The organism is Brevundimonas sp., assembly GCF_030656255.1.
Taxonomy (GTDB): Bacteria; Pseudomonadota; Alphaproteobacteria; order Caulobacterales; family Caulobacteraceae; genus Brevundimonas.
In genome coordinates, this window is record NZ_JAUSOE010000086.1 from 1 (window position 1) to 13,743 (window position 13,743).

Consider the following 13,743-nt stretch of genomic DNA (forward strand, 5'->3'; position numbering starts at 1 on the left):
TCGAACAGGGCGAAGGCCTCGGTCTTGTACTCGATCAGCGGATCGCGCTGGCCGTAGCCGCGCAGGCCGATCACGCCGCGCAGATGGTCCAGATGGACCAGATGCTCGCGCCATTGCATGTCGATCATCTGAAGCATGAACTGCTTTTCGAGACCACGCGTCTGGGCGGCGCCGATCTGTTCCAGACGTTCGGCGGCGCGGGCGTCGGCGGCGGCCAGCAGCCGCTCCTCGATCTCCTCGTTCGACACGCCTTCCTCGGCGGCCCAGTCGTGCAGCGGCAGTTCCAGGCCCAGGGTCGAGCGGACCTTCTCGTCCAGGCCGTCGATGTCCCACTGTTCGGCATAGGCCTTGGGCGGCATGTAGCGTTCGACCAGGTCGGACACCACGTCGCGGCGGAAGTCGCCGACCAGTTCCGACAGATCCTCGGAGTCCATGAACTCCTGGCGCTGCTCGAACACGGCCTTGCGCTGGTCGTTCACGACGTCGTCGTATTTCAGCAGGTTCTTGCGGATGTCGTAGTTGCGAGTCTCGACCCGCTTCTGGGCGGTCTCGATGGCGCGGTTCAGCCAGGGGTGGGTGATGGCCTCGCCCTCGGCCACGCCGAAGGTCTTCATGATCGAGTCGAGACGGTCGCCGGCGAAGATGCGCAGCAGGTCGTCCTCGCAGGACAGGTAGAATTTCGAGGTGCCGGGGTCGCCCTGACGGCCGGTACGGCCGCGCAGCTGGTTGTCGATCCGGCGGCTCTCGTGGCGTTCGGTGCCCAGAACGAACAGGCCGCCGGCGTCCAGGGCGATCTTCTTCTGAACGGCGATGTCGGCCTTGAACTGGGCCTCCTGCGCCTTCTCCATCTCGGGGGTGACCTCGACGGCCATGTTGCGCTGTTCCAGCAGCCACTTCTGCATCTTCATCTCGAGGTTGCCCCCGAGCTGAATGTCGGTGCCGCGGCCGGCCATGTTGGTGGCGATGGTCACGACGCCCGGCAGACCGGCGTCGGCGACGATATAGGCCTCCTGCTCGTGCTGGCGGGCGTTCAGGACCGAGTGCGGGATGCCGCGCAGCTTGGTTTCGTAGGTGATGTCATAGGCGGCGTCGCCGATCTTCTCGGCTTCCTTGGCCTTGCCCTCGTACTGGGGCTTCAGCTTGCGCGAAACCTCGACCTTGTATTCGAAGCTCTTTAGCAGCTCCGACAGTTGCTCGGAACGCTCGATCGAGACCGTGCCGACCAGGATGGGCTGACCCGCCAGGTGGCATTCGGCGATCTGTTTGGCGATGGCCTGGTTCTTCTCGGCGTGGGTCCGATAGACTTCGTCGTCATAGTCCTTGCGCTGGATCGGCCGGTTGGTCGGCACCTCCAGCACGTCCATCTTGTAGATGTCGCCGAACTCTTGCGCTTCCGTCGCCGCCGTGCCGGTCATGCCCGACAGCTTCTCGTACAGGCGGAAGTAGTTCTGGATCGTCACCGAGGCCAGGGTCTGGTTCTCGGGTTGAATCTTGACGTCTTCCTTGGCCTCGATGGCCTGGTGCAGGCCTTCGGACAGGCGGCGGCCGGTCATCATCCGACCGGTGAATTCGTCGATCAGGACGATCTCGCCGCCCTTGATGATATAGTCCTTGTCGCGCTGATACAGGGTGTTGGCGCGCAGGGCCTGGTTCGAGTGGTGGACCAGGCTGATGTTGGCGGCGTCGTACAGGCCGGTGGTGTCGGCGGCGAAATAGCCGCCCGCTTCCAGCGCCTCTTCGATCCGTTCCGAGCCCAGTTCGGTCAGCAGGACCTGTTTTTGCTTCTCGTCGAGCTCGAAGGTGTCCTTGTCCTTGATCAGGTCTTTGATCAGGCCGTCCAGGATCTTGTACAGGTCCGATCGGTCCTCGGTCGGGCCCGAGATGATCAGGGGCGTGCGCGCCTCGTCGATCAGGATGGAGTCGACTTCATCGACGATGGCGAAATTGTGCGGACGCTGCACCATCTCGCGCCGGTCATAGACCAGATTGTCGCGCAGATAGTCGAAGCCGAACTCGTTGTTGGTGCCGTAGGTGACGTCGGCGTTGTAGGCCGCCTGGCGCTGGCCCTGGGACAGGCCGTTGACGATGACCCCGACCTCAAGACCCAGGAAGCGATAGACCTTGCCCATGGTCTCGGCGTCGCGTCGGGCCAGATAGTCGTTGACGGTGATGACGTGGACGCCCTTGCCGGCCAGGGCGATCAGATAGACCGGGGCCACCGCGACCAGGGTCTTGCCCTCGCCGGTCCGCATCTCGGCGATGCCGCCTTCGTGCAGGATCATGCCGCCGGCCAGCTGGACGTCATACTGACGCTGGCCCAGCACCCGCTTGGACGCCTCACGCACCACGGCGAAGGCCTCGGGCAGGATCTTGTCCAGCGCCTCGCCGTTGGCCACCCGGTCGCGGAAGGCGTCGGTCATCATCCGCAGCTCGTCGTCGGACAGGGCGGCGAACTTGGGCTCCAGCGCATTGATGCGCTGGGCGTGGTCCTGGAAGGCCTTGACCTTGCGGTCGTTGGAAGAGCCGAAAAGTTTCTTGGCGAAGCCGAGCATATTGGATCCGGTAAGCGGTCGAGCGTCTGCGAGCTGAGCGGCTCTGGAAATCCCGATGAAGGGCGGCGGTACGGACGCCGCGAGAGGGGCCCGAACCGGTGGCGACCCCGGTGCGCCGCAGTAGGCGCGCGCGAAGGGCCGCGCAGACGATCAAAACCCCTCGACTTGGGCGCAGGCGGGACTTAAGCACCGGCCTAACCCCTGTCAACGCGAGGGGCTTTCGGCCGCCTTCGACGGAGCGCCCTCTTGACCCCTTTTCCGCGAGTTTCAGGCCTGTTTTCCATCGTGGTTCTGGCCGCGGTGCTGACGGTGTCCGCCTGTTCGCGCGGCGGCGGGAGCGATCAGGCGCCGGAGCCCGGCGACCGCGCGGTGGCCAAGGTCCAGGACGAGACCGTCTGGGCCTCGGACGTCAAGCGCGAGGCGGTGGCCCAGGGTCTGGTGGGCGAGGGCGAACCGCTGGACGTGACGTCTGACCTGTTCCGCCGCGTCCTGGACGAGGTGATCGATCAAAAATTGCTAGCCCGTGAGGCCGAGCGCCGTCGCCTGGACGCCTCGCCCCTGGCCCAGCGGCGCCTGGAGGCCACACGCGAAAGAATTCTGGGCGACATGCTGGTCGAGAGCGTCGTCAACGGCGCCATTTCCGACGAGGCCGTCCAGACCCTGTACAATGAACAGCTGCGCCTGGCGAAGACGTCGGAGGAAATCCGCGTTCGCCTGATCCTGTCGCGCACCAAGCCGGAAGCCGAGGCGGTCATCGGCATTCTGGGCCAGGGCGCCAGTTTCGAAGCCGTGGCCATGGAGCGGTCTGTAGACGAGGCGACGCGGTTTTCGGGCGGCGATCTGGGCTATTCGACCCTGGACGTCATGCCTCAGGCCTATGCCGGCGCCCTGCGCGACCGGCCGGCGGGGTCCACCGTCGGTCCGTTCCAGACCGAAGGCGGCTGGGCCGTGCTGCGGGTCGAGGACCGACGCAAGGAAAGCCCGCCGACCCTGGAACAGGCCCGGCCCCAGATCGTCCGCTACCTGACCTATGAGGGCGTGCGGCAATTGCTGGAGCAGTTGCGCGGCAAGGCCAAGGTCGATGTCCTGCTGTCGGGCGAAACCGCCGGGCGGGACGAGGAGCCGGCCTCGGCCCCGCCGACCGCCGCCCCCAACACTCCCTCGCCCGCCGACGCCCCATCCCCGACTTCCGCCTCCGTACCGGCCGCCTGACATGAACAAGCCCCCCTCGACCACCGGCCAGAAGATCGAACAGGCGTTCGAAAAAGCCCTGGATCCGTTCGCCACGGCCCTGAAACGCGCCACCCGCCCGGCCGAACCCGCCGCAGCCCCCGCCGCTGCGCCGTCTGCGGCCGCCGGGAAGCCGGGCCTGGCCGTCTCGCCCTTGGCCGTGCCCTTCCCCACCATCCCCCCCATCGGCGGGGTCGAGATCGCCACCGCACGGGCCGGCTTCTACAAGCACGAGCGTGACGACCTGGTGGTGTTCCGGTTCGCGCGGGGCACCAGCTGCGCCGGGGTCTTCACCCGCCACAAGATCGGCTCGGCCCCGGTCGACTGGTGCAAGAAGGCGCTGGGCGGGGCGGACGGCGGCAAGGACGTGCGCGCCCTGGTGGTCAACGCCGGCTGCGCCAACGCCTTCACCGGCAAGGCCGGGGCCGACGCCGCCCGCCGCACCGCCTCGGAGGTCGCCAAACGGTTCGGTTGCCGCCAGCGCGACGTCATGCTGGCCTCGACCGGGGTCATCGGCGTGGTGCTGGACGACAAGAAGATCGTCTCCAAACTGCCCGACATCGAAGGCCGCCTGGACGCCGACATCCACCCGTCCGAACAATGGGCGCGGGCCGGGCGCGGCATCATGACCACGGACACCTTCCCCAAGGGCTCCTACGCCGAGGCCGAGATCGAGGGCTACAAGGTCCGGATCGCCGGGATCGCCAAGGGATCGGGCATGATCGCGCCGGACATGGCGACCATGCTGGCCTTCATCGTCACCGACGCCGACATCCATCCGAACGTACTTCAGGCCCTGCTGGGCCTGCACGTCCGCACCACCTTCAATAGCGTGACGGTGGACGGCGACACCTCGACCAATGACACCGCCCTGCTGTTCGCCACCGGAACCTCGGGCGCGCCGCGGATCGGCCGGGTCGGCGACCGCCGCCTGAAGAGCTTCTCGGCGGCGCTGGACAAGGTGATGCTGGATCTGGCGCACCAGCTGGTGCGCGACGGCGAGGGTGCGACCAAGTTCGTCAAGGTGACGGTGGACGGCGCCGCCAGTCCTGCCTCGGCCCGCAAGCTGGCCAAGTCCATCGCCGACAGCCCCCTGGTCAAGACCGCCATCGCCGGCCAGGACGCCAACTGGGGCCGGGTGGTCATGGCCGTGGGCAAGACCGAGGAACCGGTGGATCGCGACCGACTGGCGATCAAATTCGGTCCGCACCAAGCCGCCGTCGACGGCGCCCCGTCCCCGACCTACGACGAGGCCAAGATGACCGCCTATATGAAGAACCCGGAGATCGACATCACCGTCGATGTCGGCGCCGGCCGGGCCTCGGCCACGGTTTGGACCTGCGACCTGACCAAGGGCTATATCGAGATCAACGGCGATTATCGTTCGTGACAGATAAGCTGCTCCCAACCGTCCTCGTCGTCGCCGTCGCCCTGATCGATGTGGACGGGCGGGTGCTGATCGCCAAACGACCGCAAGGCAAGGCGCTGGCCGGTCTGTGGGAGTTTCCCGGCGGCAAGGTCGAGCCCGGCGAACGGCCGGAAGCGGCCCTGATCCGCGAACTGCGCGAGGAACTGGGCATAGAGGTCAGCGAGACCTGTCTGGCGCCCTTCGTCTTCGCCAGCCACGCTTACGAGACCTTTCATCTGCTGATGCCGCTGTATCTTTGCCGGCGCTGGGACGGGGTGGTGGTTTCGCATGAACATGACGCCCTGGCCTGGGTGAAGCCGAGCCAGCTTTCGGACTATCCGATGCCGCCCGCCGACGAGCCCCTGGTCGCCTGGTTGCGCGACCTGCTCTGAGCCTCGCCGATCCGGCGTCAGTCGATCTCGTCGCCGGTCATCTCCTTCACGCCCAACGCATCGGCCAGCCGCACCTTGGCGGAGCCGCGCGCCAGCGGCTTCTGCTGGCTTTCGTGCGGTTTCCAGCCAGCCAGATGGATGATCTCGAAGGTGGCGGGGATGCGGCCGTCGGCGTCGCCGTGGCGTTCGGCGTAAAGCCGCGCGGCGCGGGCGATCACCGCGCGGCTCAGCGGCCGGATCGAGCCGTCCAGCACATTGGTTTCTCCCATGGCGCGCAGGTCGCGGATCAGGGCGAACAGGTCGGGATAGCGGACGGTGAACCGGTCCACGTCCGAGACCGGCAGGGCGAAGCCGGCGCGCTGCAACAGGGCCGCCCCGTCATAGCCGTCGGCGAAGGGCGAGACCCGCGCCTGGGCGCCCCCGCGCTCGGCCAGTTCCGCCTCGGTCAGGACAGACCGCAACTCCTTCAAAGTCCCCGCCCCGAAGAGGGTGCCGATGAACAGGCCGTCCGGCTTCAGGGCTTTGCGGATCTGGGCCAGGGCGCCGGGCAGGTCGTTGGCCCAGTGCAGGCTGAGCAGGGAGACGATCAGATCTGTCGAACCCTCGTCCAGCGGCAGGGCGGCGGCGCCCGGCGCGGCGCGTTCGGCGCGCGAGGTCGGGGCAGCGACGGCGCCCACCCGCCCGGCGGCGTCGCTGGCCGCAAGGGCCTGGGCGAAGGGGCCGGAATGGGCCGAGAGATCGACGGCGACCGGAAACTCGCGCAGGATGGCCTCCAGGCTGCCCGCTGCGTTCTCGGCCGCCCGGACGTGCAGGAAGTCGGCCTGGCCCAGTCGATGGGCGGCGCGGGCCAGACGGGCCTCTCGCCGGCTGGCGTCGAAAATGCGGGGCGGAGCTTCGGGGGAGGCGGTCATGATGATGCAGGATGGGGGCTGGCGTCGCGCCTGGGAAGGGGCGGGGCGTCAGTTGCGCGATGCGGGACGAGGATTGGCGGATCTGGTCCTGCCGCCCCTGGCCCACGACAGCCGCGAGGCGACGGCGGCCGCCGGCCTGACGCCGGACGCCTGGAGCCGGATCCAATTCCTCGAGGCGCCGGTGTGCGACGGCTGCGGCGCGGCCTTTGAGTTCGACGGCGGCGCCTTTGCCGAAACCCGCTGCGCCGCCTGTATCGCCCAGCCTTATGTCTTCGCGCGAGCCAGGGCGGCCTGTGTCTATGACGACCATTCGCGGGGTCTGATCCTGCGCTACAAACACGGCGACCAGCAGCAGTTCGCCCCCCTGTTCGCGCGCTGGATCGGCCGGGCGGCCGCCGATCTGATCCAGGAGGCTGACGCCGTCATGCCCGTGCCGCTGCACCGGTTTCGCCTGTTGTCGCGGCGGTTCAACCAGGCGGCGGAGATCGCCAGGCCCCTGGCCGGCCACGCCCGGCTGGACTACCTGCCCGACGCCCTGATCCGCACGACCCACACGACCAGCCAGGGCGGCAAGAGCCGACGCGGCCGGCGGCTGAACGTCAAAAAGGCTTTCGTCGTCAGCGAGATCGGCCGACGACGGATCAAGGGGCGGCGCATCCTTCTGATCGACGACGTGTTGACCACGGGCGCGACCGGCGAGGCCTGCGCCCGCGCCCTGATCGACGCCGGGGCCAGGGCGGTGGATCTCGCCGTCATCGCCAGGGTGCGAAACGCCCGTGAACTGACTATGTAGAGCTCAAATACGGGCGGCTGGGCCGTCCGAAAGCCCTTGGGCGCATCATTTCTGGAGATCCGAATTGGCCGACGTCGTCATCTACACCAAGCCCGGTTGCCCCTATTGCTACAGCGCCATGGCGCTGCTGAAGAAGAAGGGCGCCGACTACACCGAGATCGTCGCTTCCAACGACCCGGCCAAGAAGGCCGAGATGGTCGAGAAGTCGGGTGGCCGCATGACCTTCCCGCAGATCTTCATCGCCGGGAACCATGTCGGCGGGTCCGACGACATTCACGCCCTGGACCGCGAGGGCAAGCTCGACGCGCTTCTGGCGGCCTGATCCCGTGAGCGGCGGGCTCGACATCGCCCTGATCCAGACCCGCACGCCGGCGACGGCGCAGGCGGCCTTGGCCCATGTCGAGCCCCTGATCCGCGAGGCGGCGGCCGGCGGGGCGAAATTCATCCTGACGCCCGAGGGGACAAACTTCCTCGAACAGCGGCGGGACCGCCGGGACGTCGTCGTCACCGACGAGGAAGAGGACCTCGTCGTCCTGGGCCTGCGCCGGCTCGCGGCGGAACTGGGGGTCTGGCTGCTGATCGGTTCGGCCATCGTTCGGTCAGGCCAGGCCGGAGACGGCCGCGCGGCTAACCGATCGCTGCTGATCGACGCGGCGGGCGGGATCGTCGCCCGCTATGACAAGCTGCACGTCTTCGACGTCGATTTGCCGAACGGCGAGCGCTACCGCGAAAGCGCGACGGTGCGGCCCGGCCATGCGGCGGCGGTGGCCGACACCCCCTGGGGCCGGCTGGGCCTGAGCATCTGCTACGACATCCGCTTTCCCCATCTGTATCGCCACCTGGCCAAGGCCGGGGCGGCGATGATCGCGATTCCGGCCGCCTTCACGGCGCCGACGGGCCAGGCGCACTGGGAGACCCTGTTGCGCGCCCGCGCCATTGAGACCGGCGCTTTCGTCCTGGCCCCGGCCCAGGGCGGCCTGCATGAGGACGGGCGCCGCACCTGGGGACGCTCCACCGTGGTCGGACCCTGGGGCGAGATCCTGGCCCAGGCGGACCACGACGACCCTTGCATCCTGACGGCGAAACTGGACATGGAGGCGGTGGCCAAGGCCCGCGCGGCGGTGCCCGCCCTGACCCATGACCGCGACTTCCAGCCCGTACAATGATCCGTTACGCCCTGAAATGCGACCAGACCCACGGGTTCGAAGCCTGGTTCGGCTCGTCCTCCGACTATGACGACCAGGCGGCGCGCGGCCTGGTCGAATGTCCGTTCTGCGGCTCGCATACGGTCGAGAAGGCCGTCATGGCCCCCGCCGTCGGCGGGGCGCGCCAGGCCGAGCCGGCCTCGGACATGGCCGCCAGGATGCAGACGGTCATGCTGGCCGCCGCCCGTGAAGTCCGCGCCCATGTCGAGGCCAATTTCGACTATGTCGGCGACGCCTTCGCACGCGAAGCCCGCGACATCCACGAAGGCAAGTCCGAAAAGCGCGAAATCTACGGCGAAGCCACCCCCGCCGAGGTCAAGAAGCTGAAGGAAGACGGCGTCCCCGTCTCGGCCCTGCCCGACGCCCCGCCGGATCCGTCCAAGGTGAACTGACGTGGCCTCGGGGGAGGAACAGTATCAGGAGTTCGCGCCGCCGCCCGCGCTTCGCCCCTTCGTCCGCACGGTCTGGACCTATGCGGCGCCGGACCCGTCGCCAACGATTCAGCGCATCGCCCCGGACGGTTGTCCCGAACTGGTCTTCGACATCGGCGCCCCCTATGCCGAACAGGGCGAGGACGGTCTCTTTCGCCTGCAGCCCCCGGCCCTGTTCGCCGGGCAGATGACCCGGCCGCTGGTCATGCATCCCACCGGCCCGACGGAACTGGTCGCCGTCCGGTTCGAGCCGGACGGCGCACGAGACTTTCTGGGGCTTCCGCTCAGCGCGGCGACGGATCGGCGGCTGGACATGGTCGAGCGGCTGGCCGGGCTTGCCCCGCCGCCCGGCGATCCCGCCAGCCAGGTCGCCGTCTTCGTCGCCTGGCTGGAGGACCAGCGACGCCGAACGGTCTGGCGGATCGATCCCATGGTTCGCGCCGAGGTCACTGCGGCCGAGGCGGAAGCGCCGGCTCCAGCTCCGGCTCGGGCCGCCAGCGCACAGCGCGCGCTTCAACGGCGTTTCGCCGACCGCGTGGGCGTGTCGCCGCGTCTGCTGCGCTCCGTCTTCCGCTTTCGGCGGGTGTTCGACCACGCCGCCCGCCCCGGCGAAGATGTCGAGGGGTGGCTGGAGGCGGGGCTTCAGGCGGGATATTTCGATCAGCCGCAGATGGCGCGCGATTTTCGCCGGTTTCTGGGTTGCACCGCGACAGATTGGGCCCGCGATCAGCACGCGTTGGCCCGCGCCATCGCTTCGCAAGCGCGTGTCGCGTCGTAAACCTACAAGCCGGACGCGCCCGGCGGGTTTACCGATCCTCATCGACACGGAGGGAGACCCGACATGCTGACCGCCCTGATGATGACCGCCGCCCTGCAGGCGGATCTGCGCCCGAACCTGGAGTGGATCTCCGGCGCCTGGCGGGTCTGCGATCCGGGGCGCGAGGTGTCCGAAATCTGGACCGCGCCGCGTCTGTCGCTGATGACCGGAATGACGGTGACGGTCCTGGGGGACCGGGTGGGCTTCGAACTCTCGCGCATCGCGCCGACCGGACCCGCGCCTGACGCCCCTCTCGCCTATTTCGCCCAACCGGACGGCCTGCCGGTCACGGTCTTCCCCGTGATCGCCTCCAGCGCAAACCGCGTCGTTTTCCAGCAGGCGGCCGACGACGACTTTCCAAAGCGCATCGTCTATGAACGCGACGGCGACAGCCTGTACGCCCGTATCGAGGGCGAGGCGGGCGGAGAGACGAAGACGGTCGAATGGCGATTTCACAAGACGGAACTGAACAGCCGCTGCCCGGCCTGACCTGGCGCCCCATGCGGCCGAACGACATCGACGCCGTGGTCGAGGTCGCCCGCCTGTCGTTTCCCGATCATTTCGAAGAACGAGCCTGTTTTCAGAACCGGCTGGCCCTGTATCCGCGCGGCTGTTTCGTGCTGGCGGACGGCGAGGCCCCGGCGAAGGGCTATCTGATCGCCTATCCGTGGCGGGCCGACAGCGCGCCGCCGCTGAACACGGTGATCGAAGGCCTGCCGGCCGAACCGGCCCTGATCTATCTGCACGACCTGGCCCTGCATCCCCAGGCGCGGGGCGGCGGCGCGACGACGGCGATCATCGAGCAGCTGGCGGACCAGGCGGCCGAGGACGGCTGGCCCGCCATCGCCCTGGTGGCCGTCAACGACGCCGTCGGTTTTTGGACGCGCCAGGGGTTTGTGGAAGCCGATTCCCCAGACATGGCCGCCAAATTGGCCAGTTACGGCGGTGACGCCCGTTATATGAAGCGTGACCTTCTGGACGCCTGATCCGAGGCGTCTGAACGCCCGCTCTGGTCTTTCGGCCCACATGCTTGTATGAGGCGCGCGCTCCCTGCATGCCTTTTCATGACCAGCGGCCGCCCGCATCCGGCCGCGCCTTTTCGCGATTATCAAATGAACCTGCGCAACGTCGCCATCATCGCCCACGTCGACCACGGTAAGACGACCCTGGTGGACCAACTGCTCGCCCAGTCCGGCGTCTTCCGAGCCAACGAGGCGCAGACCGAGCGCGCCATGGACTCCAACGACCAGGAAAAAGAGCGCGGCATCACCATTCTGGCCAAGTGCACCTCGGTGCTCTGGAACGGCAAGGCCGGCGAAACCCGCATCAACATCATCGACACCCCCGGCCACGCCGACTTCGGGGGCGAGGTCGAACGCATCCTGGGCATGGTGGACGGCTGCGTCATCCTGGTGGACGCCGAAGAGGGCGTCATGCCCCAGACCAAGTTCGTCCTGACCAAGGCCCTGAAGATGGGGCTGAAGCCCATCCTCTGCATCAACAAGGTCGACCGCGCCCACGCTGATCCCGATCGGGTCCACAACGAGGCCTTCGACCTGTTCGCCGCCATCGGCGCGACGGACGAACAGCTGGACTTCCCCCACATCTACGCCTCGGGCCGCAACGGCTGGGCAACGATGGATCTGAACGTCCCGAACGACAACCTGGCCCCGCTGTTCGACCTGATCGTCGACCACGTCCCTGCGCCCAAGGTGCAGGACAACCGCGACAAGCCGTTCCAGATGCTGAACGTGCTGATCGAGTCCGACCCCTTCCTGGGCCGGATCCTGACCGGCCGGATCGAGAGCGGCAAGGCCGTTCCCGGCATGGCGATCCACGCCCTGGACCGTGAAGGCAAGGAAATCGAGCGCGGCCGGATCACCAAGGTTCTGGCCTTCCGCGGCCTGAAGCGTCAGGCCCTGGACGAAGGTTCGGAAGCGGGCGACATCGTCGCCATCGCCGGCATGTCCAAGGCGACCGTGGCCGACACCCTGTGCGCCATGGAAGTCGTCGACGCGCTTCCCGCTCAACCCATCGATCCGCCGACCATCTCCATGACCGTCTCGGTCAACGACAGCCCCCTGGCCGGTCGCGAAGGCGACAAGGTTCAGTCGCGCGTCATCCGCGACCGTCTGCTGAAGGAAGCCGAAGCCAATGTCGCCATCCGCGTCACCACCACCGAAGGCGGCGACGCCTACGAAGTGGCCGGCCGTGGCGAACTGCAGCTGGGCGTTCTGATCGAAAACATGCGCCGCGAAGGCTTCGAGGTCTCGATCTCGCGTCCGCGCGTGGTCTTCCAGGAAGGCCCGAACGGCGAGAAGATGGAGCCCATCGAAGACGTCATGATCGACGTGGACGACGAATTCTCGGGCATCGTCATCGAGAAGCTGTCGGCCCGTAAGGCCGAAATGACCGACATGGGTCCGTCCGGCGCCGGCAAGACCCGCATCAGCCTGAAATGCCCGTCGCGCTCGCTGATCGGCTATCAGGGCGAGTTCCTGACCGACACGCGCGGTTCGGGCGTGCTGAACCGGGTCTTCAGCCACTACGAAGAATACAAGGGCGCGATCGCCGGCCGTCTGAAGGGCGTGCTGATCTCGAACTCTGACGGCGACACGGCGGCCTTCGCCCTGTGGAACCTGGAAGATCGCGGCGTCATGTTCGTCGGCGCCGGCGAAAAGACCTACCAGGGCATGATCATCGGCGAGAACGCGCGCTGGGACGACCTGGACGTCAACCCGATCAAGGGCAAGCAACTGACCAACGTCCGCGCCTCCGGCAAGGACGAGGCCGTGCGCCTGACCCCGCCGCGCCAGATGTCGCTGGAACAGGCCATCGCCTATATCGACGACGACGAGTTGGTCGAGGTGACGCCGAAGTCCATCCGCCTGCGCAAGCAGACCCTGAACCCGTCGTTCCGCAAGAAGCGCGTTCGTCCGGAGTAATCGGATCGTTCACTGACGCGAAGGGGGATGCGGCCTATAGAAGGCTGACATGACCCTTTCGCCCAGTCTGGATGACCGCCTTGACGAGGCCGCCCGCGCGGGAGATCCGCGCGCGGCGGTCGCGTCCGTTTTGCGCGAGAGTTACGACGCCGCCCGCGCCCGCGCCGAACGCAAGCTGGACGGCGGGCTGAACGGGCGCGAGGTCGCCCGCCTGTACGCCACAGCCGCCGACGACATGCTGGCCGCACTGTGGCGGGTGGCGACCCAGACCCTGTATCCAGTCTCGCCGGTCGAGTGCGAACGCCTGTCGCTGGTGGCGGTGGGCGGCTATGGCCGGGGCGTGCTGGCGCCCTATTCCGACCTGGACCTGCTGTTCCTGCGGCCCGGCAAGCCGACCCCGCGCGGCGGGACGGTGACCGAATTCGTCCTCTATGTCCTGTGGGACTTGGGGGTGAAGGTCGGGCCGTCGGTGCGGTCGGTCGAAGACTGTCTGGCCCTGTCGCGCACCGACATGACGGTGCGCACCGCCTTGCTGGAGGCCCGGCCCCTGGCGGGGGACGCCGGCCTGTCGGACCTGATGATCGGCCGGTTCCGCGATATGGTGGCCAAGTCCGATCCCCGCCCCTTCATCGCCGCCAAGCTGGACGAGCGCGCCGTCCGTCACCAGAAGGCGGGCGTGACCCGCTACAAGGTCGAGCCCAACGTCAAGGACGGCAAGGGCGGCTTGCGCGACCTGAACACCCTGTACTGGATCGCCCGCTCCCTGGCGCCGGACAGCCGGCTGGGCGCGACGGTGATGGACGAGATGTTCACCCCGCGGGAACGCCGCACCTCGGACGAGGCCTTCGATTTTCTGTGGCGGGTGCGGATCCATCTGCATCTGGTCGCAGGGCGGGCCGAGGAGAAGCTGACCTTCGACATGCAGCCCGAGGTGGCCCGGCGGATGGGTTGGCGCGGGCGCGGCGACGAGCCGGCGGTGGAACGGTTCATGCGCCGCTATTTCCTGGTCGCCCGCGACGTCGGCGCCCTGACCCGCGCCATGTCGGCCAAGCTGGAGGC

General features: G+C 67.9%; 13 protein-coding genes and 1 pseudogene. 12 read left to right on the plus strand and 2 right to left on the minus strand.

The window, feature by feature from the left end; genetic code table 11:
- Positions 1-2,552, minus strand: a 2,552-nt coding sequence (secA, locus tag Q7J26_RS09185) for a preprotein translocase subunit SecA (RefSeq protein WP_304936157.1), incomplete at its 3' end; no start/stop codon positions are given.
- A gap of 246 nt (positions 2,553-2,798) precedes the next feature.
- Here secA and Q7J26_RS09190 point away from each other — a divergent pair.
- From Q7J26_RS09190 to Q7J26_RS09200, 3 genes are read left to right on the plus strand one after another with little or no spacing between them, the layout of a single operon-like run.
- The gene (locus Q7J26_RS09190) at positions 2,799-3,764 is read left to right on the plus strand and encodes a peptidylprolyl isomerase (RefSeq protein WP_304936158.1); all 966 of its coding nucleotides are present in this window, start codon (positions 2,799-2,801) and stop codon (positions 3,762-3,764) included.
- Between the two features lies 1 nt (position 3,765).
- Positions 3,766-5,172 carry a bifunctional glutamate N-acetyltransferase/amino-acid acetyltransferase ArgJ gene (gene argJ, locus Q7J26_RS09195; protein WP_304936159.1) on the plus strand — a complete coding sequence of 469 codons (1,407 nt, stop codon included), beginning with the start codon at positions 3,766-3,768 and terminating at the stop codon, positions 5,170-5,172.
- Positions 5,173-5,180: 8 nt separating this feature from the next.
- Complete coding sequence (locus tag Q7J26_RS09200) at positions 5,181-5,582, plus strand: (deoxy)nucleoside triphosphate pyrophosphohydrolase (RefSeq protein ID WP_304936169.1); 402 nt, start codon at positions 5,181-5,183, stop codon at positions 5,580-5,582.
- A gap of 17 nt (positions 5,583-5,599) precedes the next feature.
- Here the strand turns inward: Q7J26_RS09200 and Q7J26_RS09205 are convergent, their stop codons facing one another.
- The gene (locus Q7J26_RS09205; RefSeq protein ID WP_304936160.1) at positions 5,600-6,493 is read right to left on the minus strand and encodes a methyltransferase domain-containing protein; all 894 of its coding nucleotides are present in this window, start codon (positions 6,491-6,493) and stop codon (positions 5,600-5,602) included.
- Here Q7J26_RS09205 and Q7J26_RS09210 point away from each other — a divergent pair.
- From Q7J26_RS09210 to Q7J26_RS09250, 9 genes and pseudogenes are all read left to right on the plus strand, one after another.
- Complete coding sequence (locus tag Q7J26_RS09210) at positions 6,492-7,286, plus strand: ComF family protein (protein ID WP_304936161.1); 795 nt, start codon at positions 6,492-6,494, stop codon at positions 7,284-7,286. The genes Q7J26_RS09205 and Q7J26_RS09210 overlap by 2 nt on opposite strands.
- A 64-nt stretch (positions 7,287-7,350) precedes the next feature.
- Entirely contained in the window at positions 7,351-7,608 is a 258-nt protein-coding gene (gene grxC, locus Q7J26_RS09215; protein ID WP_304936162.1) for a glutaredoxin 3, read from the plus strand.
- 4 nt (positions 7,609-7,612) lie between these two features.
- The gene (locus Q7J26_RS09220) at positions 7,613-8,452 is read left to right on the plus strand and encodes a carbon-nitrogen hydrolase family protein (RefSeq protein ID WP_304936163.1); all 840 of its coding nucleotides are present in this window, start codon (positions 7,613-7,615) and stop codon (positions 8,450-8,452) included.
- Positions 8,449-8,883 (plus strand): DUF1178 family protein, encoded by a 435-nt coding sequence (locus Q7J26_RS09225; protein ID WP_304936164.1) that lies wholly within the window; start codon positions 8,449-8,451, stop codon positions 8,881-8,883. Before Q7J26_RS09220 ends, Q7J26_RS09225 begins: the two co-directional genes overlap by 4 nt.
- 1 nt (position 8,884) lies before the next feature.
- Entirely contained in the window at positions 8,885-9,700 is an 816-nt protein-coding gene (locus Q7J26_RS09230; protein ID WP_304936165.1) for a helix-turn-helix domain-containing protein, read from the plus strand.
- A 63-nt stretch (positions 9,701-9,763) separates the two neighbouring features.
- A complete protein-coding gene (locus Q7J26_RS09235; protein ID WP_304936166.1) occupies positions 9,764-10,228 on the plus strand; it encodes a DUF6265 family protein in 465 nt (154 codons plus the stop codon).
- A complete protein-coding gene (locus tag Q7J26_RS09240; protein WP_304936167.1) occupies positions 10,183-10,725 on the plus strand; it encodes a GNAT family N-acetyltransferase in 543 nt (180 codons plus the stop codon). The genes Q7J26_RS09235 and Q7J26_RS09240 overlap by 46 nt, the downstream gene beginning before the upstream one ends.
- 126 nt (positions 10,726-10,851) lie before the next feature.
- Positions 10,852-12,684, plus strand: a complete 1,833-nt coding sequence (typA, locus tag Q7J26_RS09245; protein WP_304936168.1) for a translational GTPase TypA — start codon at positions 10,852-10,854, stop codon at positions 12,682-12,684.
- Positions 12,685-12,733: 49 nt separating this feature from the next.
- A pseudogene (locus Q7J26_RS09250) lies at positions 12,734-13,743 on the plus strand (bifunctional uridylyltransferase/uridylyl-removing protein); the annotation flags it as partial.

Bases quoted from the DNA above. Each gene is read 5' to 3' on its own strand.
- argJ (WP_304936159.1), top strand. From the start codon at position 3,766: ATGAACAAGCCCCCCTCGACCACCGGCCAGAAGATCGAACAGGCGTTC.
- Q7J26_RS09210 (WP_304936161.1), top strand. From the start codon at position 6,492: ATGATGATGCAGGATGGGGGCTGGCGTCGCGCCTGGGAAGGGGCGGGG.
- Q7J26_RS09205 (WP_304936160.1), bottom strand. From the start codon at position 6,493: ATGACCGCCTCCCCCGAAGCTCCGCCCCGCATTTTCGACGCCAGCCGG.
- Q7J26_RS09225 (WP_304936164.1), top strand. From the start codon at position 8,449: ATGATCCGTTACGCCCTGAAATGCGACCAGACCCACGGGTTCGAAGCC.
- Q7J26_RS09235 (WP_304936166.1), top strand. From the start codon at position 9,764: ATGCTGACCGCCCTGATGATGACCGCCGCCCTGCAGGCGGATCTGCGC.
- Q7J26_RS09240 (WP_304936167.1), top strand. From the start codon at position 10,183: ATGGCGATTTCACAAGACGGAACTGAACAGCCGCTGCCCGGCCTGACC.
- typA (WP_304936168.1), top strand. From the start codon at position 10,852: ATGAACCTGCGCAACGTCGCCATCATCGCCCACGTCGACCACGGTAAG.